Source organism: Polynucleobacter meluiroseus, from assembly GCF_900205755.1.
GTDB classification, from domain to species: Bacteria; Pseudomonadota; Gammaproteobacteria; order Burkholderiales; family Burkholderiaceae; genus Polynucleobacter; species Polynucleobacter meluiroseus.
In genome coordinates this window covers 335,970-362,349 of the sequence record NZ_OANS01000001.1, presented here as the reverse complement: position 1 = coordinate 362,349, position 26,380 = coordinate 335,970, and the positions used below count along the sequence as shown (strand labels likewise).

Sequence of the window (26,380 nt, the reverse complement as noted above, 5' to 3'; positions counted from 1 at the left end):
TCTAGCTTTGGGGTTAATTAAATTTCGGCCCGAGTGAAGGCATCACACTCGTCCAAGAAAGTTACTCTTTCTTGGCTGCTTCAATCGCAATCAGAATCGTGACTTGGTCGCCGACATTGGGAGCGTATTTGCCCATATTGAACTCAGTACGCTTAACTTGTGTTTCAGCATTCGCGCCACAGTAATCGGCACCTGTCATTGGATGCTTCTTGCACTCGAAATGGGTAATTTTTAGGGTGACTGGCTTGCTAACACCCTTTAAAGTCAGGGTACCCTTTAAGGCAACAGGCTTATCGCCCTTGAAAATCATATCGTCGGACTGAAATGTAGCTGTTGGAAACTGTGTAGTAGCCAAGAAGTCTTCATCCTGAATATGCTTATTGAAGAAGGTTGAACCAGTATCGACAGACTTCGTGTCAATCGTAATATCCGCGCTGCCTTTTTTGGCTGCTTGATCAATGGTTACCGTTCCGCTAACCGTATTGAAGCGGCTCGTTTGCGTGGAAAAACCTAAGTGACTGTACTCAAACTGCGCAAAAGTATGATTAGCATCGGTTGCAAAAGTTGTTGGCGCAGCGACTGCTGAGAAGCCAACCGTCAACCCGAGCGCTGCTAACAATGTAATTAGTAATTTTGATTTCATTTATTTCTCCAGAATTAAAAAAGGACTACTGAACTAAAAATACTATTTAGGATCTAAAACTAAGTGTACTTTGACTGGCACTTCATTTGCTACGGCCGAAGTGTCTGCCCAGTTTCCCGCTCCTAAAGCGTACTGCAATCTAAGTAATTGAAAATTAGCATCAAAGATTAATTGCTTGCCTTGCAGTTGATACGTAGAGCTAATTACTAAGGGTAGAATTTTGCCTTTAATCATCAAAGCCCCGTGGATTTCTAGCTTACCGTTTCCAAGATTTTTAACTGAGTCACTGACAAAACTGGCGGTAGGAAAGCTCTTGGTGAAGAACCAATCCTTACGCGCAGCCTCTTCTTGCAGCTCTTCACCGCCGGCATTAAAGCTAGTGATATCAATGACTAAATTCGCTTTGGCTTTTTCGGGCTCGTCTGGATTAAATTTGACCTTACCTGAAAACTTATTAAAACCACCCTGCAGATTGGATCCCATCAACTTACTGGTGAAAGTGATCTTACTTTTAGACATATCAATCACAGAATACTCAGTCGCTAAAGCCTGTGTAGCCGCAAAGCTAATAACAAATGCGGTCAAAGCTCTTGCTACAGCTAAAAAGGGAATCTGCATGAAGTTAATCTTTCTTTAAGCGTGAAGAAAAAGACATACGACCGAGTAAATTATCTTTATCAATAAATTGGTGCTTGAGTGCTGCTAAGACATGTATGCCGACAAAACCTGACAGCGCATAAGCCAGGAATCCATGCAGATCTCCCAGTTGATCACCTAGTTCTTTGTTTTTATCTACTAAATTGGGTAACTCGAATAAGCCAAAGTAATTGACGGTGTAGCCCTCAGCTGAGCTCATCATCCAGCCCATTAAGGGGACTGCGAACATCAAGAAATAAAGGGCAATATGGGTTAGCTGCATAGCACGTTCTTGCCACAGGGGCATCGCTATCTCGAGCTTCGGTGCAGGATGTGTAGCGCGCCACATTAAGCGCAAACTCACCAAGAAAAGTACCGTGATTCCCAACCACTTATGCCAGCTATAGCCAGTGATGCGATCAGGGCCCAAAGGCATGTCATCAATGACAATAGCCAATGTCCAATTGACCACAATGAGGATCGCCATGATCCAATGAAAGGCGATAGCAACGTGGGAATATCCCGTTTTGTTTATGACGGGTGAGGAAACAGTTTCGTTCATACGATCAGACTTTACTAAAAAGGTTAAATTAATCAAGGTGCTCGACCTCCGTTAAGGGGATGGAGGTGCTTTCACAATAGCCTTTCTAAATTCTAGTTCATAAAGATGATAAGGTCTGTACCGTAAGCGTCCCGTAGAACTTGCTGAAGAATTTCAGTAGAATCAAAACATGAAACCCACCATCAAAATCGACTTTGTCTCGGATATTGCCTGTCCGTGGTGCGCGGTGGGTTTGGGCAACTTATATCAGGCAATGGCCAAATTTCGGGACATAGCCAACTTTGAAGTACATTTTAGGGCCTTTGAACTCAACCCAAAAATGCCAAAAGGCGGCCAAGATGCAATAGAGCATCTAACTGAAAAATACGGCTTGAGCGCTGAGCAAGTCAAAGCCAATCAGCACCAAATTCGTATTAAAGCCTTAGAGGCAGGTTTTGAATTTCATCCTGAAGGACGCAAGCGGGTTTACAACACCTTTGCCGGTCATCGCCTGCTCTTCTGGGCCGCAAAAGAATATGACCTATTAATGCAGGCTGCGCTTAAAAAAGAGTTGCTCAACAGTTACTTTTGTCTTGCAGTCGATTTGGATGATGAGCAGAATTTATTGGATGCTGTTGGCCGTGCGGGCTTAGATCAAGTTAGAGCACAGCAAATTCTTCAAGGTGATGAGTTTACTCAAGCGGTTCGGGAAGAGGAGGCGGCCTATGTTGATTCAGGTATTCATGCAGTGCCCTCAATCATTCTCAATGAGCGCCATCTCTTGCAAGGCGCCCAACCTCCTGAGTCTTTTATGAACGCCTTTGATCAATTATTACAGGCGCATACAACTGACTTGTAGCGCTGCAAATTTTCGCCAACCCAGTTAGTGCGATCGCGCGCGATAGGCCTTAGCTGCCGCGTTTTGAGCAATTACTTTTTCTTGAAAACTAGCGATCAGTTTTTGCTGATCAGCGCTACGGTGTGTTTTAAGCCAATACATGATTCCTAGGCCAATAAACCAAATTGGTAAGGCAAAAAGCGCCAGTCGAGTTGCTTCATTGAGCATCAGTGCGTAAAGCACAACAGCAAAAAAGCCAAGGGCAACGTAAGGCGTGATTTTACTTAGCGGCATCTTGAACTGAGACTCCTGATGGGCTTGAGGCAGGCGCTTGCGATAGCTCAGATAAGCCAACAGGATCATTGTCCAGATAAAAATAAAGATTAAAGCTGCTACAGTGCCGACTAACTCAAAAGCACCCATGATGGATTCAGTGGTGGTGAGCACTAGGGACGCCGATAGAATTAATCCGGTTGCCACAAAGATGCCGCCCGCCGGAATTTGAAAGGAAGATAGCTTGCCAAAGATCGCTGGCGCATGGTGTTGCTGCGCTAGCCCATACAACATGCGTGAGGTAGCATAAATGCCGCTATTACTAGATGAAGTAGCCGAGCTGACCACGACGAGGTTGATAACCGAGGCTGCACTCAACATGCCCACCATGGAAAACATACCAACAAAAGGACTTTGATCGGGAGGAATATCAATCCAAGGTGTAATCATCATCAACACAGTTACAGTGCCGATATAGAAGAGCATGATGCGAACTGGAATACTGCGTATAGCTTTTGGAAGCATTATTTTTGGATCCTTTGCCTCTGCCATCATGGTGCCAATGACTTCCATGCCGGCAAATGCAAAAATCGTTGTTTGCAGACCCGCAAGCAAGCCGGAGACCCCGTTAGGCATCAGGCCTCCGTACGACCACAGATTACTGACTTGGGCTTTAATGCCACTGGGGGAGACAAATCCAGTGAAGCATAAATAGAGGCCCAATAGAATCAAACCGACGATAGCCACAACCTTAATAATGGCCATCCAAAATTCAAGCTCACCGAATGCTTTTACGCTTAATAAATTCAAGGCGAGCAATAAAATAACAATTGTGAGCGCAGATATCCAATGGGGTAGGTTAGGAAACCAAAAAGACATGTACCCCGTAATTGCCACAATTTCTGCGATGGCGGCCACAATCCACGCAAACCAATAAGACCAGCCAACAAAGAAGCCTGCTGCAGGCCCTAAGATATCTTCACAGAAGTCAACGAGTGATTTGTAATTTAGGTTGTAGAGCAGTAACTCGCCCATTGCCCGCATGACAAAATACAGAATCAACCCTGTAATTCCGTAAATAACAATGATGCCGGGCCCTGCCAAAGAGATAGTTCTACCTGAGCCCATGAATAGACCAGTACCTATACAACCGCCAATGGCGATCATCTCGATGTGGCGTTGCCCTAAACCACGCTCTAGTTCTACTGTGTTTGCCATATCTCAAAAGGAGTCGGGTCAAGATACGCAATCATACTAGCCGCTGACAGTACTTGTCACTAAAAGCTACGAACGGCTATTCGTCAGAGCATGCCCAAGAAACTGAGCCACGCCATCTACTTCATCACTATCTTAGGAAGCGAGGATAGGCGGAACGTAGGTCAAAGTAGTTCCCAAGAACCAGAGCAAAAATAGCACTAAAGGGGTATGCACCAATAGTTGAACAAAAGAAAAACCAATCAACTCACGTGCCTTAATACCCAAAATACCTAATAGCGGCAACATATAGAACGGATTAATTAAGTTAGGCAAGGCCTCAGCGGCGTTGTAGATTTGCACCGCCCAACCTAAGTGGTAATGCAGATCATTGGCTACCTGCATCACGTAAGGCGCCTCAATAATCCACTTGCCGCCACCTGAGGGAATAAAGAACCCTAGTACTGCAGAGTAGATACTCATGAGAACCGCGAAGCTATCATGCGATGCAATTTGCACAAAGAATACTGAAATATGGTGCGATAAAGTATGCGCGTCCATCCCCTTGACCTGCGTCAGTAGTGCTGCAATAGATCCATAGAGTGGAAACTGAATTAATACGCCAGTAGTGGCCGGTACCGCTTTGCTTACTGAATCCAAGAAACTTCTTGGACGCCAATGGAGTAAAGCGCCCACCATTAAGAATAAGAAGTTGTAGGTATTTAAACCAGAGATCGCATTAATAAAGGGTTTGGTAGAAAACTCATTAAACAGCCAGCCTGCGGCTAAGGCAGCCAACAAAATAATTAGGATAGGACTGTATTCCAACCACTCGCCAGGGCGTGTGCGCTCCAAAGGCTTTACTTCTGGCAAAGCAACATCCACACCACACTCTTTAGCACTTCGCGCTGCCTCAGGTCCTGGGGCAGAAAAATACGCCACAACTAAAGAGGCGGCAATCAATGCAGCAAGCAACACGCCTGACTGCCATAAAAAAATCGTCTCTGTAAAAGGAATGACACCAGTGATCGCCAGAACCGCAGGAGGCAGACTTGCAGGATTGGCTTGCAACTGAGCTGCTGAGGAGGAGAGGCCTAGGGCCCACACAGCGCCAAGACCGAGGTATGCCGCAGCGCCAGCTGCACGATAATCCATCTTTAAATCTACGCGGCGCGCCAACGCTCTTACTAAGAGCCCGCCAAACACGAGAGATAAGCCCCAGTTCAGCAAAGAGGCTGCCATCGAAATAGCTGCAACCCAACACACAGCTGAACGGCCATTCTTAGGAATTTTGGCTAATTTCTCAATCAATTTTGTTGCTGGTGGCGAGCTAGCTACAACGTAACCGCCAATCACAACGAAAGCCATTTGCATCGTAAAAGGAATGAGGCTCCAAAAGCCATTACCGAAGGCCATCGCCGTTTCTTTTGGGGCGGCTCCAATACCTAAAGTAGCGACCGCCACCACAACCACCGCCACAACTGCAAACACCCAAGAATCTGGAAACCAGCGTTCCGCCCAATTGGCGCACTTAATTGCGAAGCGCGCAAAGAAGCTGTTTTCAATGGAATTGTTCATATATCTCCCTGATGTTTTTGTTGGATTTGCAGTAAAACCAAGGTTATTAATGCATGATGGGGGCGATTATACGGAGGCAATCGAGCCCTATCCTTAAAAACAAAACCTCACCAACGCTGATGAGGTTTTTCTTAGGCTAAAAACTAAAAGTCTTAAGCTATAGATTTACTTTGGCGTGTAGCTCTTTGTTTGGTACAGGTGTTTCTCCAGACACATAGGCTTTAGCAGCGCTATAGACATACTTGAGTCCCTTCATGCCAGCGTTATCCCAAAAATCACCCTCGTGAGCCGTGAATTGCAGCAAGGTAATGTTTGGATCGGTCTTGCCCAAAGGAAACCATACCTGCCAGACTTCTTTCCACATCGACTCTATTAAGGTTCGGTCCTGCACCATGAGCAAGTCGCCGCTCACTGTGGCGAATTGGCTAGAACTTTGAAAAGTAAGTAAGGCATGGGGATTCACCTTCATTTCATCCACCTTGACAGAGTGAATATCAGTTATCAGATAGACGCCCATCTTTTCGTCTAAGCGCGCGATCACCATCGGCCGCGCATGAATTTTGCTCGCATCATGAGTCACCAACATGGCCGCTTCAAATTCATTTACTACTTCGTGCAAATTATGCACATCCTTGTTTTTTTTCATTGCTGGCGACTCCTTAGTCTTCATTTAGTAGGAAAGTATTGATCCACTCACCACCTTAAAGAAGCGCTGGTAAAAGACTGTGCGTTAGCCAACATATTGAATTGGTGATAAAAAAATACCACCCTGCTGGATGGTATTTTGAGATGCCGCTGATCTAACGCTGCTCACCTAACTTAGTAGATGTCCCGTTTTAACAAAGATGGTGCAGCCTTCTTTACTAAAGGGTTGATGCAGACTCATGTGTGGGCTTCTAATCCATGACCCAGCGGGGTAGCGCCCGTGCTCATCTTCGAACACTCCATCCACCACAAAGATCTCTTCTCCGCCGAAATGTTTGTGTGGATTGAAATACGTTTGCGGTGCCCATCGAACTAAAGTCGATCCACTGCCCTGCTGCATGAGAGGCATAACATGCAAACCTGGCACCATCCCTTGCAGCCACGGCGCTGTTCTCGTATCAACGACTTCTCGCTCCACTTGCTCTGGACCAAGATGCCGCAACTTCACGAAGAGAGTGCACCCAGCCTCACTAAAAGGAGCATGGGCGGAACCTGGGGGATTCATGATGTAAGTGCCAGCAGGATAACTGCCAGTTTCATCACTCAAGATTCCCTCTAAGACGAATATCTCTTCCCCAAATTCATGGGTATGAATAGGAAATCTAGATCCGGGTTGATAGCGCACTAAAGAAGTGGCTTTTGCTACCTCATCGCCTGAGCGCTCAAGCATCCGCCTTTCCACCCCAGACTCTGGACTTTCAATCCACGGCAAATCGTGATGATTGATAACGACTTTCTGGCTGTAATCCGCATTGATATTCATTTGTTTATTTTTGATTTTCAGTGATAACGATAAGCATAACAAGCAAATCTGCTTAGCGTACTTTTCTCAATATCGTTGCGCTTATTTCAGCCACATGTTTCGGTATATGGCATCAGGGTCATGATCTTGGGTTTGCTTGGCCACATTAAAGGGCCTTCCCCCTCTAGGATCCGTGCCCTTACCAGCTATATATAACCAGTTTCCTTGGTTGCTATACACGTCATAGTCAATCAGTTGCGACTCAAACCAAGCGGCGCCAGCCCGCCAGTCGCCCTTCATGTTGTAAATCCAGTAACTCGCAACTACTTGGCGCATTCGATTAGATAGATATCCGGTTGTCGATAGCTCACGCATACCAGCATCTATTAATGACTCACCAGTATTGCCAGAAGCCCATTGCTGAAACTTTGCTTCATTAAACTGGTTGCTAGGTGCGGCACCCAAACCTCTTGAGCGATATAGCTTGTTGCCAAACTTAAAGTGTAAAAAGCGGAAATAGTCTCGCCAAAGCAGCTCAAACCAAAGCCAATACGTGCCATCATTTGCGCCATAGAGAAGCTCATACTCTGCCAGTTGTTTTGCGATCAATCTAGCTGAGCAACAGCCCCCTGCAAGCCATAGCGAGAACTTACTTGAATAATCCATACCAACTAAGCCATTGCGGGTTTGCTTATAGGTATCTGGAAGACGTCGTTCAAAGTACTGATTAATATGAGCAAGCGCACTGGTTTCTCCACCCAGAAATGATTTCTTGCTAGAGGATGCATCAAAAGTAGTTGCTTGATCCTGAACTCTATGACTGCTTGGTAGGGGAGGAATGCTAACAGGGGCATCAACAGGCTTCGCAAATCTTATTTTATGTTTTTCAACTTGCTGGCGAAATTGCGTGAAGACATCGGGCATGTCTTCTGCTTTAAAGGGCAGGTCCTGAGGATCCAACATGGATGACTGCCAAATAGACTTAAGCTCAAAACCCGCGTGACTCAGTATTGCAACTTGCTCCAATTCTTCTGGAGCCTTAATTTGTTCACAGTAAATCTGATTGGCATCTAGCTTAGTACGTAATTCCTCAAATACTTCAAGAATGTCACCGCTTAACTCAACTAAGTCTGACCCCATCGCCCTGAGTTGCGTTCGTAAATCTTCTAAAGACTCCTGTAAAAAAGCTTTGCGCTGCCCACCCACTCTTGGAAAACCCCAAGCAGCTTCTTCCTCCAAGTGGTTTGAATGAATATAAACAGGCAACAGAAATTCAGCTTCCTTACAGGCCTTTATAAATGTTGGATTGTCGCGTAAGCGAAGATCGCTTCTAAACCAATATATGGCAGTGTGAACTGCTGTCAATTTAGGTCCACTACCAAAGAGAGTTTTTTAGTGATTACTTTAATAAGCATCATTTTGACACTTTTTAATGGAATTTCTGCATTTCTCTCTATGTGCGATGATTTAATTCACACTCACTCCTAGCATCGATGAAATCATATAAACCGGCGAGGATAGAGCAAACTAAACCAAAATCAACTATTAAAAGCTCCAAATTGCTACTGCAGCGTTACTTTAAGTAACGCTCAAAAAAATACCAACCCTAAGGTTGGTATTTTCATTTCTGGTGGGCCCACCAGGACTTGAACCTGGGACCAAAGGATTCCGGTTTGTGTAGCTTTCACTACTCCCTGGACTATGCCTTCATCATATCGATTGCTCGACTTAGATGGGTGCCGTCTAGTCTCTACACCTTCAAAGTATTTCTACTAAGCTTGGCTCGGCGTTAGCTTGTGCAGCTTTTGGCTACCTTTAGCTTTCTCCGAATTTGACACCATCCCTTATGCAGTTTCCACGCATAAGGCACAACTTTCGCTATGAGTCCTCTGCTCTAACCAACTGAGCTATGGGCCCTAAATCGTTACATTCACTACACACCTTACTACTGGTGTTTACCACTTCAAAACCACACTAAAACCGCATTTACTACACACCTCGGTTTTTGCTCCGGTGTGTAAGCAATTTTGACTACCTAATCGACCACTAAGCTCTTGAATCTATTGAGGTCTTTGTTACAAGACCCCTAGGGCTTCTTTCTTATGAGAGCAGACACCCAAGATAGACCATTATAAACAGGGGCTCTGCGGGTGGTCAGCGTCGGTGTGTAAGCAAATGTGTAAGCAAATTCATGGATTTAAAGGAAGTGTGGAGTCACTCTTTGGTTTTCGAAACCACAGGAATTTTGGAGCAACCGTCTAACACTTCGTTGCTCCAAAGTAATGTTTGGGTCTAAAAAGTTCGATAGCGATAGACCGCTTCCGACCCATAGCAGCCATTGAAGGCAATCAAAGAACCGCTCTGAAGAGTAACTGTTGAAGTGAGCAATGAATGTGGACTATTTTGCTTTTATTTGTACAAAGGAAACTTTAAAAATTTCGCAAGCTCTTCGGTGGCATTAAAGTCCATGTTTGGGGTTTGACCAGAATCTGGACCACTCTTAATGTGACCTGTCCAAACGTGATTACCTCCAGCGATGGTGATGGACGTGAAGTCAGCTAAACATCCAGACCAGGTTTCTACATTGGAATAAGTTCCGAGGCTGGAAAGTGTTGAAACAGAGCATTTATTGACCTCTTTAGCTAAATACTCTCTGTAAGCCTCTATCTTTACTGTGTAAGTATTACTTCTTCCCGGAGAGACAGTCGGATCTTTTGTAATCCAGTAATCATTTGCAAATTCAATTGCCTTTGAATTGAGAAAATGTTGCCCGTTGTATGACATTACTTGATCTGCAGTGCCGTGCATCATCAACATGGGAATTGGGGCTTTAGGTACGCAAATTGAAGACTCGTTAAGCCCAACATTTGTTGCGCTATTTAACCCAAAATAAGCGCCTGAGACCATCACAATACTCTTTAAGTCAACTCCACTACTAGCCATATTACAAGCCCAGTACATGGTCATACCTGATCCGTCAGATTTTCCAGTTGCATGGACACTTTGATAATCGATCCGAGGAAGACCTGGAGTATTTTTTAATAATTGTATGATTGCTTGAGGCAGTAAAAGGTCATTTTCTGGATTGGTTTTCATCCAAGGAAAAGCATTGATCCAACTGTGCCCATTATTACTACGATTGCCCACAGGCGCTATGACAATCGCGCCCAAATTGTCAAGACTTGTATAGTTCAAAAAACCTCTACCCTCACGGCTGACAGGGGTTCCTCCTCCCCCATGAAACCCGAACAGAATCGGAAGACCGTTTTCCGGAATTTGGTCGGCACAACCAACAATCCAAATATCTCTGTCAAATGATTCTGTTTTTAACCTAATGGGAGTCATTGAGGGGTTAATTGGATTTTGACAGGCTTGTGAAACGCTACCCCCACTAACACCATTGCTACTAGTATTGCTACCAACACAGGCAATTAAGCACATTGAAGAAATTGAGATAAGTAAAGCAAGTAGTAATTTTTTTAGATGCTTCATCTTGTTGCGCCTTAACAATTTCTCGAAGTAGTGTTTGAATAATAACGGAAGGAAATAAGGGGAATATACCTACAGATTCCACTAGTTGGAATATCCTACGGACGTCTGATGTAGGCCGATTTTGAACACACTCAGCCCGCTCTAGAATCAGGGAGCTAACGACCCAAAGCGGACATTAAGGACCATAAAAAACCACTCCGTAGAGTGGCTAGTAAAACCCAGCATCTAGTAATTCAAATTTGGGCAAACTGATAACTAACAGGAGCAGAACCTGCTAGGACCCGAATCACCCAAATAAACAGCCGCTAGTTGTGACAGTCCAATACGGAATGTCCACAGTCCCCCCAACTAGAACAGATTCCAAATCCTCATCACTCACCTGCATTATTTGTACTTCCTCTATTTCAATCATTTGTACTGGCATGCTTGTTATCCATTAAGTTATGTGGACTATCCACAGTTAAATCCTAGCATAGGTATTTGAAGGTTTGGAGTAGGAATTGCACTCGATTGGACAATAAAAAACCACTCCGTAGAGTGGCTTGCGATACAGGGTATATCAATGCTCTATAACACAGAGCAGTATTAACTTCATCTGCAGTAAGGTATTGTGAAGGCACCACCACATTGATCTTGACAAATAGTAGAGGTAAACAGCCCCACTAGTCTACAACTTGCCTCTAATAAATCATCACTCACTTCAATCATTTGCACTTCTTCTAATTCAATCGTCTGTACTGGCACTTTTATTTCTCCTATAGGTTGTGGACTATCCACCATCGAATCCTAGCATAAGTATTTGAAGGTTTGGAGTAGGTATAGCACTAGATTGAGCAATAAAAAACCACCTCTAGGTTTGCTACTGATTCCTTTATTTGGTGCATCCCACGAATGACTGCAACTGGCCGTAAGCAGTCCGTGAGCACTTACAAACCACGGGCAACAAATAGTTGATTGCTCCAAGCTAGAACCATATATCTATTGGGGTCTAGCGGGGATATTTGCTACACACCAACTACACATTAATAAAAAATGACCTAGCGTTCTCACGCTAAGTCATTGATTTTATTGGTGGGCCCACCAGGACTTGAACCTGGGACCAAAGGATTATGAGTCCTCTGCTCTAACCAACTGAGCTATGGGCCCGTTAGTCTTTGGCTCAATCCTCTTCGAGGAAGGTCTTGAGTTTGTCGCTACGGCTTGGGTGACGCATTTTTCTCAAGGCTTTAGCTTCAATCTGACGGATACGCTCACGTGTCACGTCAAACTGCTTGCCTACTTCCTCGAGGGTGTGATCAGTACTCATCTCGACACCAAAGCGCATACGCAATACTTTTGCCTCTCTAGGTGTTAATGAATCCAAGACGTCTTTTACGACATCACGCATCGACTCATGCAAAGCGGCTTCAGCTGGAGCTAAAGTATTGCCATCCTCAATAAAGTCACCTAAATGTGAATCTTCATCGTCACCAATTGGTGTTTCCATTGAGATAGGCTCTTTAGCGATCTTCATGATCTTGCGAATCTTGTCTTCTGGAATCTCCATCTTCAGAGCCAAAGTAGCGGCGTCTGGTTCATGTCCAGTTTCTTGCAAAATCTGGCGGCTGATCCGGTTCATCTTATTGATCGTCTCAATCATGTGAACAGGAATACGAATGGTACGGGCTTGGTCAGCAATCGAACGGGTAATCGCCTGGCGAATCCACCAAGTTGCATAAGTGGAGAATTTATAACCGCGGCGATATTCAAACTTATCAACCGCTTTCATCAAGCCAATATTGCCTTCTTGAATCAGGTCCAAGAACTGCAAGCCACGGTTGGTGTACTTCTTAGCAATCGAAATCACCAAACGTAAGTTCGCTACGGTCATTTCTCGTTTAGCTTCACGGGCACGCTTCTCGCCAGCTGCCATCTGCTTGTTTACTTCTTTTAATTCAGGGATAGGCAGAACTACACGAGTTTGAATGTCGATTAACTTTTGCTGCAACTCTTGCACAGCAGGTACGTTACGTTGCAACAGGGCGATGTATGGCTTGTTCTCTTTGAGTAACTTAGCAGTCCACTCAAGATTCATGGCCATCTTAGGGAAGTCTTTGATTACTTCACCACGATTCACGCCAACCTTATCAACTAAGAGACTCACAATACCGCGCTCGAGCTTCCAAACTTGGTCTACTTGTGAGCGCATGGTGTCACAAAGCTTCTCAACACTCTTCGCTGTGAGGCGGAATCCAAGTAATTCGTTACGAATCGCTTCTTGTGCCTTGATATAGGCCGGGCAGTTGTAACCCTCTTTATCAAAAGCACGACGCATCTTGTCAGCTTGAGTGCGAATGATGGCGAACTTCTCTAAAGAAATCTGCTTCAACTCTTCGAGTTGCTTGGCATTGGCAGTTGCCGCACCACCACCGCCACCCTCATCGTCGCCTTCTTCTTCTGATTCTTCTGCATCAGGATCAACTGCTGGCTCTTCTGGTCCCAGCTTAATGTCTTCTGCATTGGGATCAACTAAACCATCTACAAATTGATCGATTTCCATCTCACCAGTCGTGATTTTGTCTACGTTGGTCAGAATTTCACTGATCGTGACTGGACATGCGGCTAGAGCCATCACCATATCTTTGAGGCCAGCTTCAATCTTCTTGGCAATGACAATCTCGCCTTCGCGAGTAAGCAAATCGACAGTACCCATTTCGCGCATATACATACGCACGGGATCCGTTGTACGACCAAACTCAGAATCAACCGTAGAAAGAGCAGCTTCAGCCTCCTCTTCAGCTTCTTCTTCAGTAGTTCCAGCAGACGCATTTTCATTCAGAAGCAATGTTTCAGCATCTGGCGCCTGCTCATAGACGGTAATGTTGATGTCGCTCAATAAACCGATTAAGGTTTCCAATGATTCTGCATCAGACAGCTCATCTGACATGACGTCATTAATTTCGCCATGCGTTAAATAACCTGCAGACTTACCCATCTTGATCAACGTCTTCAAGCGCGTACGGCGCAACTCTTGCTGCTCTTCAGAGCCTAGCTTTTGTGCTTCAAATTCTTTCAACAGTGCCTTCTCTTTTGCTTTGCGTTCACGAGCCTTTTGACGATCAGTCAACACTGGCTCAACTCCCTCAGCAGGCGCATCGGCCTTTACCTTGGTTTTGCGAACTTTTTTATCTTCACCAACTTCATTGGTCTCTAATTCAACTGCCTCAGGCTTTGTAGCCTCCTCAGCAGAAGCTGCCTTGATGGCTGGCTTGCTTACTGGCTTTGCTGCCACCTTAACTACCACCTTAGCCGCAACCTTAGGTGCTGGCTTCGCCGATGCTTTCGGGGCAACGGTGGATTTGGTGGTGGCTTTAGCGGCTACCTTAACGGGTGCCTTTGGAACAGGCTTGGCTGCCGCTTTAACAGGCGCCTTAATTACCGCCTTCACTGGGGTCTTCGCTTTAACAGCTGGCTTGGCAGCTGCTTTAGCTACTGGCTTCTTCGCGGCGGGCTTGACTGGGGCCTTTGCTTTGACTACTGGCTTGACGGCCGCCTTAGCCACCGGCTTCTTCACTGGCGCCTTGCTAGGCTTCTTCGCTACAGGCTTTACTGACTTCACGGGAGCCTTAGCTTTGGCTACAGGCTTTGTAGCTTTTTTTGCCGCAGGTTTGGCCGTTGATTTAGCAGCGGGCTTGGCAGGTTTTTTCTTAGTAGTTGGCATGTATTAGCGCTTATTCACATTACTGTTTATTGGTATTGACTGATTGTTAACAGCCACGTTGTTCCCTTACTCTTGATTTCATGAAATCTAGCGCAAGTGACTGAATTAAATCGGTTTTTTTATTGGAATAGAGGATTATAGTCGATTGCGACTTTTTTCCCCTCACCTTCAGTAAGCATAAGGGGGTAAATGCTGATTTTTCTAGAGCAAATTCAAACAAATCTTACGAGAATTTAAATCACAGCATCGATGGAGGCGTATTTAAAAGTTTCCAGCAAATCTGCGCTACTTTTTAGATACAAACCATTTGCGACATGCCCAGTCATCCAAAATTCATCCCTGTCAGAAAGTTCATTAGAAAAAAAGTAAAATCAATTTGCCCTTGATCCTGCAAATTTCCATTAAAGGTCTCCAGTTCATGCTTACCCCCGGGATATCCATCCTAATTACACTTGCTGTTCTGAGCCTGCTATTTTGCTGGGAGAGAATGAGCCCTCTACATCAATACAGTGAAGACCGTGGGTGGCTGTGGCGTCTATGTTTGTTTGGTGGCCTGGGCATTTTCTTGACGACCCTGATTGGCATCTATATCGTGCCCCTTTTAGGAAATATTGCACTATTTCCGCAGCTGGCACACCAATTTTCGACCTGCCCAGCTTGGTTAAACGGCTTATTGGGTTATTTCTGCATCAGCTTCTTTGTCTATTGGTGGCATCGCTTACGCCACAACAGTAATTTTGCTTGGCGGATCTTTCATCAGGTACATCACAGCACCCATCGGTTGCAAGCGCTTACCGCACTCTATGCCCACCCAAGTGATTTCTTGGCTAATTCCGTGATCATTAATCTAGCAACCTATTGGGTATTAGGATTTGATACGGACTCTGCCGCCTGGGCTACTTTATGGGTAGGCATTTTTGAATTCTGGGAACATACCAATATTTCCACGCCACGTTGGCTGGGATACATCATCGTTCGTCCAGAGATGCACCGCATACATCATGAGCGCGAGCGTCACGCGAATAATTACGGCTTACCAATCTGGGATATGTTGTTCGGTACTTATGAAAATTCTTCGCGCGTTGTGGAGTGCGGCTTTCAATTGGACTCTGAGCGCAAGGTTAAGCATATGCTGGCCTGTAAAGAGATTAAGTAAAAACTTCTCCACTTCTAGGGAACGGCCATCCCAAGAAACTATTCAGGTTCCAGGCAATGCCTAAGAGAACTTCAACCTTTCACCAAGCTCCCGATAACGCGCCCGGTCTTGCTCAGTAGCCTGATCGCCCGCGATTCGCTGGGTGATCTCTGTCATTTCTTGCTTAAGGTAAATGATTTCCAGTTTTTTGAAGGACCCCTCTAAGTCTGCAATAGCCCCCTTCAAATCTAAATCAGATCCCATAATTCTCTTACGCAAAACTTCGTATAGAGGGGCGTACTCACTGCGAGCTAGCTGTTCCTGAAAAAGGGCGAACGCACCACCGCCAATTGTGGGCGGCTTGTCGTTTTCCCCTGGAATGAGTTCCACCAGGTCACACTGGCTTAACAAGTCTCCCATTAATTCAGCAGCTTTGGCTGAACGTAACTCAGAAACTTTCATAGCGAGACTGCGCTTATTTGCATCCAGCGCTTTGCCCAAGTGCGGAAACTGAATCAGCACACGCAACATCTGCTCCGCTAAATCGGTTGGAGGCTGCGGTGGAGAAATCACTTGCGTGGGCACTCTTTTGACCGAGCCCTTGGCGCCTTGCCAAGGGGCTCCTTGGGCTCTATTGGTGCTGCTGGCTTGCTTGAAGTTGGGCTGCTGAACACCAGCAGCATAGGTATTTTGACGCACTGGCGCAGGCACGATTGTAAGACCACAAAAAGCCTCAAGCTCAGCGGGTGTGGAGTTAGTACGAATCGCCAATTCACGCAAAATTTGGGTACGCAAAGCAATTGGTGGCATTGACAGTAGCAAGGGTTTGGCTACATGGTGAGTCTGTGCTCTACCCTCGGGGGTTGTCAGATCATGATCTTGGCTGACAATCTTAAAAAAGAAGCTTGAGAGTGACATGGCCTCTTTAATGACTTTTTCAAACGCTGGTGCGCCATAAGCGCGCACATAACTATCGGGGTCGTGCTCTGTGGGTAAAAATAAGAAGCGGATTTCTTTATCGTCCGACATGAGAGGCAAACAAGCCTCTAGAGCGCGCTGAGCAGCGCGTTGACCTGCTGCATCTCCATCAAAGGAAAACACAATCCGATCAGTTTGTCGCAGCAGCATGCGAACGTGATTGGCGGTACAGGCAGTACCCAAAGTGGCAACTGCATTCGGGAACCCCAATTGCGCTAACGCCACGACATCCATGTATCCCTCACATACCAAAACATATTCTTGTGAGCGAATCGCTTGTCTAGCTTCGAATAATCCGTATAAGGTGTTGCCTTTGGAAAATAAGGGTGTCTCTGGTGAATTTAAATATTTCGGTTCGCCTTGATCCAAAATACGCCCGCCAAATCCAATCACTTGCCCTTTAGGGTTGCGAATCGGAAACATAATCCGATCCCGAAAACGGTCATAGCGCCTTGCCGTAGATTGCTGCTCGGTTTGCTCACTTTGAATCAATAAGCCCCCTTCAATTAAGGTGTTGGCGACTTCATCATTCGCATAGCTACCAAAGACTGCCTCTAGGCCCTGCCAACCATCAGGGGCATAGCCCAAACCATAACGTTTCGCAATTTCTCCAGTAAGGCCGCGACTCTTCAAATACTCCACTGGACGTGCCGCACCCTTAAGTTGCAGGCGATACCAATCGGCTGCTGCACTCATCACCTCACTCAGTGCCATCGCTTGTTGTTGACGCGCTACATCGTTCGCTGTGCGTTCTTCACGAGGAACATCCAAGCCAGCTGAGCGGGCGAGCTCCTCGATCGTGTCAACGTAGCCTAGCCCGGAGTACTCCATAACAAAGCTAATGGCAGAGCCATGCGCACCGCATCCAAAGCAGTGATAAAACTGCTTAGTCGGTGAAACTGAAAAAGAGGGGGACTTCTCCGCATGAAAGGGGCACAAACCTTGGTAGTTTGCGCCCGCTTTTTTTAACTTCACATGCTGCCCCACTACATCGACGATATCGACCCGATTTAAAAGATCGGCAATAAAGGATTGGGGGATGAGTGCCATAGATAATGAGTATGAGCTAGGATGCGGACAAGGGCATGACAGCGCACAGGCACTGATTACTTAGACAACGCCGCCTTGACTAGACCTGATACCTTGCCCATATCTGCTTTACCCGCTAGCTGTGCTTTGAGCACCCCAATGACCTTGCCCATATCTTGAGGACCAGTAGCATTCGTTGCCGCAACGGCTGCGGCAACCGCTGCCTCAACCTCTGCATCCGCCAGTTGTTCTGGCAAATAAGTTACTAGGATTGCCATTTCTCCAGCCTCAATGGCGACTAAATCATCACGGCCCGCTTTTTCAAACTGAGAAATCGAGTCCTTGCGTTGTTTAATGAGTTTTTCAACAATCGCAAGCACTCCAGCATCGTCCACAACAATACGTTCATCGACTTCACGCTGTTTAATAGCTGCCATTAACAGGCGAATCGTACCCAGACGCAGAACTTCTTTTGCGCGCATGGCACTTTTCATATCTTCGCTAATTTGATCTTTCAACGTCATGATGATTTCCTCAGTTGGTAGGCAGAATAAAAAGCAAAAACCCGCTGCGTATCACCGTCAGCGGGTTTCAAAGCTTCTCGGTGAAGAGAGCTTTTAAATTGTATTAGTAAAGCTTCTTAGGCAACATCTGGCTGCGAATACGCTTGTAATGGCGTTTAGCAGCAGCGGCCTTTTTGCGCTTACGTTCAGCCGTAGGCTTCTCGTAAAACTCGCGGGCACGCAGGTCGGTTAAAAGGCCATTTTTCTCAATGGTGCGCTTGAAACGGCGCAATGCCACTTCAAATGGTTCGTTTTCGCGGAGGCGGACTGTAGTCATACTTGTTTAACTCGTATATGCTCGAAAAATATTGAAAAATTAACTGAATCACGGATTCTAGCACGGCTAAGTAAAAAAATGATTGTTTTAGGAATAGAAACCTCTTGTGATGAGACCGGTGTGGCCTTATACGACACCTCCCCTTGGGAAAATGGCCGTCCAGCCTCTGCTGGGGTTTTAGGTCAGGCCCTGCACTCCCAGATAGCCATGCATCGGGATTACGGCGGTGTAGTCCCCGAATTAGCCTCAAGGGACCATATTCGGCGGGTGTTGCCGTTACTGGATGAAGCCCTTCACGAAGCGCAGCTAAAACTCAAGGACATTCAGGCCATTGCTTTTACTCAGGGGCCTGGTTTAGCTGGCGCCCTATTGGTGGGCAGTGCGTTTGCCAAAGCCCTTGCGCAAGGCCTTAACTTACCCTCCATTGGGGTTCACCATTTGGAGGGCCACCTTCTTTCAGCCTTATTGGGGCCCTCGGCTCCCCAGTTCCCCTTTATTGCTTTACTGGTTTCTGGTGGACATACCCAATTAATGCTGGTTAGCGGCATCGGCCAATACCAATTACTGGGGGAAACGCTCGACGATGCGGCAGGTGAGGCTTTTGATAAAACCGCCAAGTTGCTGGGCTTGGATTACCCCGGCGGAGCCGCCCTTTCCAAGTTGGCAGAAAAGGGGCAGGCAGGTCGCTTTGAATTACCCAAACCCATGATGCATTCAGGAGATTTGGACTTTTCTTTCTCCGGACTAAAAACTGCCGTGCTAAATCAAGTGAAAAAGTTTGAAGCCCTAGGAACTGCCGAGGAAAACGTTACCGCCCAGTTTCATGCTGACTTGGCTCGGGCGTTTGTTGAGGCGCTAGTGGCCGTGCTGGTGAGTAAGTCTCAAAAGGCGATCAAGCAAACTGGTTGCAAACATTTGGTGCTGGCTGGAGGGGTGGGTGCCAATGCGCAATTACGCTCAGCGCTCACGTTATCGGCTCAGCAGAACCACTTTGCAGTCCACTATCCTCCGTTAGAACTTTGTACCGATAACGGAGTCATGATTGCCTTTGCGGGTGCATTGCGCCTGCTAAGTGCTCGTAATGGGTCAACCCATTCAGGCGCATTTGACATTAAACCTCGCTGGGACTTATCCAGTAATAATATGACGCAAGAGGAGAGTGTGGGTTAACTTCTATTGGGTTTGTTGCTTCTCTTTGACTTATTTCGTCAAAGAGATTCTGGCAAACGCACTGTGATTGTGAATAGATTCAAAGTTTTCCGCTTCTACCTCTAAAGATAAAACACGCTGATCCTGTTGCAGTTGCCCTGCTACATCACGCACCAAATCTTCCACGAATTTCGGATTGTCGTAGGCGTGCTCAGTGACCCACTTCTCGTCAGGACGCTTAAGTAAACCCCACAATTCGCTTGAGGCCTGACTTTCAGCAGCGGCTACTAAGTCCTCTACCGTCATCTTGGTGCGGGGATCTAATGACACTGACATGGTGATGTGGGAGCGCTGATTGTGAGCGCCATATTCAGAAATTTCTTTCGAGCACGGGCACAAACTCATCACGGGCACAACTGCGCGCAGGTTCAATTCCACGTCGATTGCATCCTGTGCATCCTGAACTCCCTGCTTAGCCTTCGCCGTCCAGGTGACCTCGTAATCCATCAAACTTTCCACGCCAGACACGGGTGCTGCTTTTTTAACAAAGTGCGTATAAGTAAATTGAATGCGGCCTTCCTTGGCATTGAGCAAAGGCAGCATCTCGCGCACCATGCTCACCACACTTGCGCTATCGATGGCCTCTTCCTGCTTTTGCAAAAGTGCAATAAAGCGCGACATATGCGTGCCTTTGACATGGGCTGGCAATGCCACATCCATCTCAAAGTTACCCACTGCAGGAAGAATGCCTGAGCGGGTGCGAATAGTTAAAGGGTGGCGCAAACCCCGAATACCCACTTGCTCGATAGGCAAAGCCCGCTCGTCGTGAGCAGACTGCACATCTGGCATAGCCTGAGATTGGAGGAAGGAGGGATTTATATCGTTCATATTGCTATTTTCGGTCAAAACTAACTTATTTGCCTGCCGTTACTGGCAGCATCTTACAACTGTGGAAAGCGTTGCCTAATCGATTGGCTAATGCCGGCAACATCAAGACCGCATGCGCTCATGAGTAATTTGTAGTCGCCATGCTCAATAAACTTGTCAGGTAACCCCAGTTGCAAAAAGGGTTTATTGATGCCTAACGCATTTAAAGCCTCAAGGCAGGCGCTGCCTGCACCACCTGCAATGACGCCATCCTCAACACTCACAAATGCATCGTGATCGAGTGCTAAAGTTTTTAATAACTCGATATCCAAGGGCTTTACAAAACGCATATTCACGACCGTGGAATTGGTACTCTCCCCCACTTCGAGCGCTGGATACAGCAAGGTTCCAAAAGCCAAAATGGCCAAGCGCTTTCCGGCCGTGGCTGTTGAGTGCCGTCTAATTTCCCCTTTACCTAAGGGCAAAGACTGTAGCTCTTTGGATGGTGTTGCACCCACACCCGAACCGCGGGGATAGCGCACAGCCGTCGGATGAGGCTGTTCAAAAGCCGTGGTTAACAAATCACGGCACTCTGCCTCATCTGCAGGGGTCATCACCAGCATATTAGGAATGCAACGTAAAAAGGCGATATCGTAGGCGCCAGCGTGAGTGGCGCCATCTGCCCCGACCAAACCAGCACGATCTAAGGCAAATAAAACGGGGAGGTCCTGTATAGCTACATCATGAATTAATTGATCGTAAGCGCGTTGCAAGAAAGTGGAGTAGATAGCAACAACAGGCTTCATACCTTCGCAGGCTAAGCCAGCGGCAAACGTAACGGCATGCTGCTCAGCGATCCCCACGTCGTAGTACCGCTGAGGAAAGCGCTTTTGAAATTCCACCAAACCAGAACCCTCGCTCATGGCGGGCGTAATTCCCACTAACAAAGGATCTGCTTGAGCCATATCGCATAGCCACTCACCAAATACTTGAGTAAAGGTTTGCTTAGAAGGCGTCGTGGCTTTTTTGACGCCCTCTTCGGGGTTAAATTTACTTGGGCCGTGATACAAAATGGGATCGGCTTCGGCCATTTCATAACCTTGACCTTTACGGGTCACGACATGTAAAAACTGAGGCCCACGACCCTCAATCGCTAAACGCCGTACATTTTGTAGCATCGGAATTAAAGCGTCTAAATCATGACCATCAATCGGTCCGAAGTAATTGAAACCAAATTCTTGAAAAATAGTGGAAGGTGACACCATGCCCTTGGCATGATCTTCTAAGCGCTTAGCAAACTCGCGTAAGGGAGGCGCTATCGACAACACACTATCGATCCCCTTTTTTGTCGCAGAATAAATACTGCCGCTTAGCAATCGCGCAAGATGGCGATTTAAGGCGCCTACTGCCGATGAAATCGACATATCGTTGTCATTTAAGATCACTACCAAAGGAAGATCTTCATAGACGCCTGCATTGTTCATCGCCTCAAAGGCCATGCCTCCCGTCATTGCGCTATCCCCAATTACTGCAACCGCAACGTGTTTCTCACCCTTGGTTTGGAAGGCGCGCGCCATGCCCATTGCCGCTGAAATACTGGTTGAAGAATGCCCAGTACCAAAGGCATCGTATTCACTTTCAGCGCGGCGCGGAAAGCCAGACAAACCATCAAGCTGACGTAAGCTACTCATCTGCTCACGGCGTCCAGTCAAAATCTTGTGCGGATAACTTTGATGGCCCACATCCCAAACCACGCGATCATGCGGTGTATCGAAAACATAATGAATCGCCACAGCCAATTCCACGGTACCTAAATTAGAGGAGAGATGCCCACCCGTTTTAGAAACGGAATCTAAGATAAATTGGCGTAACTCACCCGCCAAGGCAGAAAGTGCTTCGCGCGGTTTCTTTTTTAAATCGGCTGGCGTGTTAATTGAATTTAAGCTCATTGAATCTCAAGTAATCCTTACTTATTTGCCTCTGTTGACAACTAAAAGTGCCAACTCTCTTAAGGCTTGCGCTTTGCTTCCAAAGCACTCTAAGCTCGCAGTGGCTATTTTCTCTAATTCCAAGGCTTTCTGCTGAGCATAGTCTAAACCCATCAAGGTCACATAAGTCGGCTTATCCTGAGCCGCGTCTTTACCGGCGGTTTTACCTAGAGTCTGACTGTCAGCCGTGGCATCCAAAATATCATCGACAACCTGAAACGCTAAGCCAAGAGCCTGGGAGTAAATCGTAAGTTGCTCTAATTGGGCAGCGTTGAGATGGGCAATGACTCCGCCCATGCGTACTGCACAGGACAGTAAAGCGCCAGTTTTCATGGCGTGCATTTGCTGCAGATCCTGCAACTCAATTGTCTTGCCAACACTCTCTAAATCAATCGCCTGACCGCCAGCCATACCGCGTGAGCCACTGGCAACAGCTAGAGAGTGAATGAGATCTAATCGTACCAAGGGGTCGCATTCAATGGCGGCCAAAATCTCGAAGGCTTTGGATTGCAACGCATCGCCGACTAGCAATGCAGTCGCCTCATCAAATGCTTTATGCACTGTGGGCCTGCCGCGTCGCAGATCGTCGTTATCCATCGACGGTAAGTCATCGTGCACTAAGGAATACGCATGAATACATTCGATAGCGACAGCAGCGGCATCTAAGGCATCCCTGCTCAACTCACATTCAGCAAGCTCACCGGTGGCATACAACAAGAGTGGACGAATCCGTTTGCCGCCACCCTGTGCTGCATAGCGCATGGCTTGATGCAATCGGATTGGCGGGAGCTTATTCGGATCAAGCAGCCTATCTAAAGCAGACTCCGTTCTCTCGGATTGCGCCTTCATCCACTGCGGGAATAAAAAAGGAGTACTCATGCTGACAAAATAGAAGTTGTCTTACGCCTCAAAGACGCGTACTTGTTGTTCAACCTGCGCTAGCATCCCTTGGCAATGCTTCAGCAAGGCTGCGCCACGCTGGTAGGCCAACAAGGTCTCTTCTAAAGAGAATTTTCCTGATTCCATGTCTGAAATCAGCTTCTCCAACTCTTTGACAGCTTGCTCGTAACGCAACTGAGGGTCAATGGTGATCTCAAGACCTGGCGTTTGGTTGTCCGATTTTTTTGCTGGCATGGCTGCGCTTTCTCACTATTTTTGCAGGTATAGCCCTACATACTAAAGCGAGATGGCCTAAACTGGGTATAATTGGCCCCTTCCTTTCCAATATCGATCCGTCGATGGTTGGATTGGTTATTCCGCTTAGCTTCGGCTGACGTTTTCGGGGGTGGGGAGAATGACTAATCTGGCTACCGCGCAGATGCTTGCGCCGTCCAATCTACAACTGCCAGTTTCGGCATATTTTGACGTTGAACTTTATCAGCGTGAAATCGAACTGTTATTTAAGCAGGGGCCTGGCTACGTCGGTCACGAGCTTATGGTGCCAGAAATTGGTTCCTACCAGACTTTGGCTGCAGAAAACCAAGGTCGTCTCTTAGTCCGCAATCCCCACGGCGTGGAACTGCTTTCCAATGTATGTCGTCACCGTCAAGCCTTAATGCTCAATGGCTCTGGCCAAGCTGAAAATATCGTTTGCCCACTGCATCGCTGGACCTATGATCTTGGTGGCAACCTGTTGGGTGCCCCCCATTTTGAAAACAAGCCTTGTCTTAATTTAGGCAAATCACCGCTCCAAAACTGGCAAGGCCTTTTGTTTGAAGGTCCGCGTGATGTGAGTGCCGACCTAGCCAAGCTGGGCGTTACAGAAGATCTTCAATTCGATGGTTATGTTTTAGATCATGTCGAAGTGCACGAGTGCAATTACAACTGGAAAACCTTCATTGAGGTCTACCTCGAGGATTACCACGTTGTGCCCTTTCATCCCGGTCTTGGTAAGTTTGTTTCTTGCGAAGATTTGCATTGGGAATTCGGCGACTGGCATAGCGTCCAAACTGTGGGCATTCATAAGAACCTCGAGAAGCCTGGTTCGACCGTCTACAGCCAATGGCATGAAGCCGTTCTGCGCCAATTCAAAGGTAAAACACCGCGTCACGGTGCCATCTGGTTAACTTACTATCCGAATGTGATGGTGGAGTGGTACCCCGGCGTGCTGTGCGTGTCTACCTTGCATCCATTGGGACCTAACAAGACTCGCAATATTGTGGAGTTCTACTATCCAGAAGAGATCGCCTTATTCGAACGTGAATTTGTTCAGGCCGAGCGGGCTGCCTATATGGAAACCTGTATTGAGGATGATGAAATCGCTGAACGCATGGATGCTGGGCGTGCCGCACTTTTGGCGCGTGGCATTAATGAAGTTGGGCCCTATCAAAGCCCGATGGAAGATGGGATGCAGCATTTTCATGAATGGTATCGCCGAGTGATGCAGTTTCAAGATGCATCATGAATCCCCACTCGCTTAAATCTAAATCGCCATGACACCGCTCATCACCGCCAATCAGTTAGAAGAAATTCTCAATAGTGGCGTAGATGTAGTGCTATGCGATTGCCGTTTTGATTTAACTGATCCCCATGCTGGAAAAAAAGCATACGAGGAAGGGCATATTCCAGGCGCTATATATGTTGATCTGGATAAAGATTTATCCGGAGAGAAGTCTGGATTCAACGGTCGCCACCCCCTGCCGAGCCCTGAAGCTTGGGCTGAGACTAAATCCCGCCTCGGTATCGAGAACAACTCCTTAGTGGTTGCTTACGATCAACAGGGTTCTATTTATGCCAGTCGCTTATGGTGGATGCTTAAAGCCACTGGTCATGCCAATGTGCAAGTTCTCAATGGGGGCTTGGATGTTTGGAATGGCCCTATCGGTACCGTGCCGCTCGCGCCAACCAAAACTTCACAAGCCATTCAAGCGATGCCGTACGCTGGTTTGGTCACGCTAGACCAAGTGCTTGAGAACTTGCATCATCCAAAAAATATACTCTTGGATGCGCGTGCGAATGATCGCTTTCAAGGTCAAAATGAAACGCTGGATCCCGTAGGTGGTCATATTCCCGGAGCACTCAATCACTGTTTTAAGAATAATTTATCCGCTCACTCGTTCAAAACACCCGAGCAACTCTTGAAGGGGTTTGTTGAACTCTTAGGGCCTATTAAGGCATCTGAAGTAATTCACCAATGCGGCTCCGGAGTAACGGCTTGCCATAACTTACTGGCTATGGAAATCGCTGGCCTAAAGGGGTCTAAGCTATACGCCGGCAGTTGGAGTGAATGGTGCGCTGATCCTGCTAGGCCAATCGAACGCTAAAAGCCATTGGCTTTAGTGGGCGAATGACAGCAGGATGACAAACCCCACACCGCAGGCAATTAACGCTATTTGACGCAGCGACTCAGCCCAATGAGGGCGTCGATGCATTTGCGGAATAAGGTCACTCACTGCAATGTAAATAAAGCTACTGGATGCCACTACCAATAAATAGGGCATGGCAGCGTGGGCTTTTTCTAAAAAGAAATACGCCAACACACCCCCTAGAACAGCGGATAAGCCGCAAATACTGCTATAGACTAGGGCGCGCAAACGACTAAACCCAGCATTGAGCAACACAATGAAGTCGCCGATTTCTTGAGGAATCTCGTGGGCAATAATGGCTAGTGCAGTAAATATACCTACGTTGTAGTCGGCCATAAACGCTGCGGCAATCAACACGCCATCAACAAAATTATGCAGTCCGTCGCCCACCAAAATCATCCAGCCACTGCGGCCAGCTACTTCGGCATCGTGACCGTGATGGTGATGGTGTCCGTCACCTTCGTGATGATGACTATGTCTTAGCAAGGAAATTTTTTCGAGCAAGAAAAAACCAAGCAATCCTGCTAACAAGGTTGCAAACAATAGTTGAGGCGTAGCCCCTTCCATCGAAAACGCTTCAGGCAAAGAGTGGAGAAATGCCGTGGCCAGTAAGATGCCGACCGACACGCTGACCATGTTATTCACCATCTTGGCAAGCAGCGCCAAGGAAAAACTGGCTGCCACTAATACGCTAAGTACGCCTGCTGATGCAGTGACCAATACAATACTTTGTAGAACTGACATACG

General features: G+C 46.8%; 24 protein-coding genes and 1 tRNA gene. 6 read left to right on the top strand and 19 right to left on the bottom strand.

Going from position 1 to position 26,380, the window contains the following annotated elements:
* Positions 1–61 precede the first annotated feature (61 nt).
* From CP950_RS01820 to CP950_RS01810, 3 genes are read right to left on the bottom strand one after another with little or no spacing between them, the layout of a single operon-like run.
* Entirely contained in the window at positions 62–643 is a 582-nt protein-coding gene (locus CP950_RS01820; RefSeq protein ID WP_096672138.1) for a YceI family protein, read from the bottom strand.
* Between the two features lie 42 nt (positions 644–685).
* A complete protein-coding gene (locus tag CP950_RS01815) occupies positions 686–1,261 on the bottom strand; it encodes a YceI family protein (RefSeq protein WP_096672137.1) in 576 nt (191 codons plus the stop codon).
* 4 nt (positions 1,262–1,265) lie between these two features.
* On the bottom strand, positions 1,266–1,841 hold the full coding sequence (locus CP950_RS01810; RefSeq protein WP_243391882.1) for a cytochrome b: 576 nt from the start codon (positions 1,839–1,841) through the stop codon (positions 1,266–1,268).
* 169 nt (positions 1,842–2,010) lie between these two features.
* Between CP950_RS01810 and CP950_RS01805 the strand changes: the two genes are divergently transcribed.
* Positions 2,011–2,679 (top strand): DsbA family oxidoreductase, encoded by a 669-nt coding sequence (locus CP950_RS01805; RefSeq protein ID WP_096672136.1) that lies wholly within the window; start codon positions 2,011–2,013, stop codon positions 2,677–2,679.
* A gap of 24 nt (positions 2,680–2,703) precedes the next feature.
* Here the strand turns inward: CP950_RS01805 and CP950_RS01800 are convergent, their stop codons facing one another.
* The 8 genes from CP950_RS01800 to rpoD all read right to left on the bottom strand — a co-directional run bounded on the left by CP950_RS01800 (position 2,704) and on the right by rpoD (position 13,913).
* On the bottom strand, positions 2,704–4,149 hold the full coding sequence (locus CP950_RS01800) for an amino acid permease (RefSeq protein WP_096672135.1): 1,446 nt from the start codon (positions 4,147–4,149) through the stop codon (positions 2,704–2,706).
* A gap of 132 nt (positions 4,150–4,281) precedes the next feature.
* On the bottom strand, positions 4,282–5,703 hold the full coding sequence (locus CP950_RS01795; RefSeq protein ID WP_096672134.1) for a short-chain fatty acid transporter: 1,422 nt from the start codon (positions 5,701–5,703) through the stop codon (positions 4,282–4,284).
* A 157-nt stretch (positions 5,704–5,860) separates the two neighbouring features.
* Positions 5,861–6,349 (bottom strand): pyridoxamine 5'-phosphate oxidase family protein, encoded by a 489-nt coding sequence (locus tag CP950_RS01790; RefSeq protein ID WP_165766388.1) that lies wholly within the window; start codon positions 6,347–6,349, stop codon positions 5,861–5,863.
* Positions 6,350–6,517: 168 nt separating this feature from the next.
* Entirely contained in the window at positions 6,518–7,171 is a 654-nt protein-coding gene (locus CP950_RS01785; protein WP_096672132.1) for a cupin domain-containing protein, read from the bottom strand.
* 81 nt (positions 7,172–7,252) lie between these two features.
* Positions 7,253–8,515: a DASH family cryptochrome gene (locus CP950_RS01780; RefSeq protein WP_096672131.1), complete on the bottom strand. Its 1,263-nt coding sequence runs from the start codon at positions 8,513–8,515 to the stop codon at positions 7,253–7,255.
* 1,044 nt (positions 8,516–9,559) lie between these two features.
* A complete protein-coding gene (locus CP950_RS01775) occupies positions 9,560–10,642 on the bottom strand; it encodes a CE1 family esterase (RefSeq protein WP_096672130.1) in 1,083 nt (360 codons plus the stop codon).
* A gap of 1,069 nt (positions 10,643–11,711) precedes the next feature.
* Positions 11,712–11,788: transfer RNA gene (locus tag CP950_RS01765), tRNA-Ile, on the bottom strand.
* 13 nt (positions 11,789–11,801) lie between these two features.
* Positions 11,802–13,913, bottom strand: a complete 2,112-nt coding sequence (gene rpoD, locus CP950_RS01760) for an RNA polymerase sigma factor RpoD (protein ID WP_336437090.1) — start codon at positions 13,911–13,913, stop codon at positions 11,802–11,804.
* Here rpoD and CP950_RS10050 point away from each other — a divergent pair.
* Positions 13,882–14,349 carry a hypothetical protein gene (locus CP950_RS10050; RefSeq protein ID WP_133092076.1) on the top strand — a complete coding sequence of 156 codons (468 nt, stop codon included), beginning with the start codon at positions 13,882–13,884 and terminating at the stop codon, positions 14,347–14,349. The genes rpoD and CP950_RS10050 overlap by 32 nt on opposite strands.
* Positions 14,350–14,829: 480 nt before the next feature.
* Complete coding sequence (locus CP950_RS01750) at positions 14,830–15,498, top strand: sterol desaturase family protein (RefSeq protein ID WP_165766386.1); 669 nt, start codon at positions 14,830–14,832, stop codon at positions 15,496–15,498.
* Between the two features lie 60 nt (positions 15,499–15,558).
* On the opposite strand, the gene dnaG is transcribed toward CP950_RS01750, so the two are convergent.
* From dnaG to rpsU, 3 genes are all read right to left on the bottom strand, one after another.
* Positions 15,559–17,505 carry a DNA primase gene (dnaG, locus tag CP950_RS01745; protein WP_096672126.1) on the bottom strand — a complete coding sequence of 649 codons (1,947 nt, stop codon included), beginning with the start codon at positions 17,503–17,505 and terminating at the stop codon, positions 15,559–15,561.
* Positions 17,506–17,561: 56 nt separating this feature from the next.
* A complete protein-coding gene (locus CP950_RS01740; RefSeq protein ID WP_096672125.1) occupies positions 17,562–18,008 on the bottom strand; it encodes a GatB/YqeY domain-containing protein in 447 nt (148 codons plus the stop codon).
* Positions 18,009–18,111: 103 nt separating this feature from the next.
* Positions 18,112–18,324 carry a 30S ribosomal protein S21 gene (rpsU, locus tag CP950_RS01735; RefSeq protein WP_011903537.1) on the bottom strand — a complete coding sequence of 71 codons (213 nt, stop codon included), beginning with the start codon at positions 18,322–18,324 and terminating at the stop codon, positions 18,112–18,114.
* Positions 18,325–18,402: 78 nt separating this feature from the next.
* On the opposite strand from rpsU, the gene tsaD reads away from it, so the two are divergent.
* Positions 18,403–19,494 carry a tRNA (adenosine(37)-N6)-threonylcarbamoyltransferase complex transferase subunit TsaD gene (gene tsaD, locus CP950_RS01730; RefSeq protein WP_096672124.1) on the top strand — a complete coding sequence of 364 codons (1,092 nt, stop codon included), beginning with the start codon at positions 18,403–18,405 and terminating at the stop codon, positions 19,492–19,494.
* Positions 19,495–19,524: 30 nt separating this feature from the next.
* On the opposite strand, the gene folE2 is transcribed toward tsaD, so the two are convergent.
* Genes folE2 through xseB form a run of 4 tightly spaced genes read right to left on the bottom strand, consistent with a single transcriptional unit; the run spans position 19,525 to position 23,462 of the window.
* Positions 19,525–20,361, bottom strand: coding sequence for a GTP cyclohydrolase FolE2 (gene folE2, locus CP950_RS01725; protein WP_096672123.1), 837 nt, complete (start codon positions 20,359–20,361; stop codon positions 19,525–19,527).
* A 53-nt stretch (positions 20,362–20,414) separates the two neighbouring features.
* Positions 20,415–22,289, bottom strand: coding sequence for a 1-deoxy-D-xylulose-5-phosphate synthase (gene dxs, locus CP950_RS01720; protein WP_096672122.1), 1,875 nt, complete (start codon positions 22,287–22,289; stop codon positions 20,415–20,417).
* A 21-nt stretch (positions 22,290–22,310) separates the two neighbouring features.
* Positions 22,311–23,207 (bottom strand): polyprenyl synthetase family protein, encoded by an 897-nt coding sequence (locus CP950_RS01715; protein ID WP_096672121.1) that lies wholly within the window; start codon positions 23,205–23,207, stop codon positions 22,311–22,313.
* A gap of 21 nt (positions 23,208–23,228) precedes the next feature.
* The gene (gene xseB, locus CP950_RS01710) at positions 23,229–23,462 is read right to left on the bottom strand and encodes an exodeoxyribonuclease VII small subunit (protein ID WP_096672120.1); all 234 of its coding nucleotides are present in this window, start codon (positions 23,460–23,462) and stop codon (positions 23,229–23,231) included.
* Positions 23,463–23,622: 160 nt separating this feature from the next.
* Here xseB and CP950_RS01705 point away from each other — a divergent pair, with 160 nt between their 5' ends.
* Together CP950_RS01705 and CP950_RS01700 are read left to right on the top strand one after the other, a co-directional pair.
* Positions 23,623–24,732, top strand: a complete 1,110-nt coding sequence (locus tag CP950_RS01705; RefSeq protein WP_096672119.1) for an aromatic ring-hydroxylating oxygenase subunit alpha — start codon at positions 23,623–23,625, stop codon at positions 24,730–24,732.
* A gap of 28 nt (positions 24,733–24,760) precedes the next feature.
* On the top strand, positions 24,761–25,591 hold the full coding sequence (locus CP950_RS01700; RefSeq protein WP_096672118.1) for a sulfurtransferase: 831 nt from the start codon (positions 24,761–24,763) through the stop codon (positions 25,589–25,591).
* Positions 25,592–25,603: 12 nt separating this feature from the next.
* Here the strand turns inward: CP950_RS01700 and CP950_RS01695 are convergent, their stop codons facing one another.
* Positions 25,604–26,377 (bottom strand): ZIP family metal transporter, encoded by a 774-nt coding sequence (locus CP950_RS01695; RefSeq protein ID WP_096672117.1) that lies wholly within the window; start codon positions 26,375–26,377, stop codon positions 25,604–25,606.
* Between the last annotated feature and the right edge of the window lie 3 nt (positions 26,378–26,380).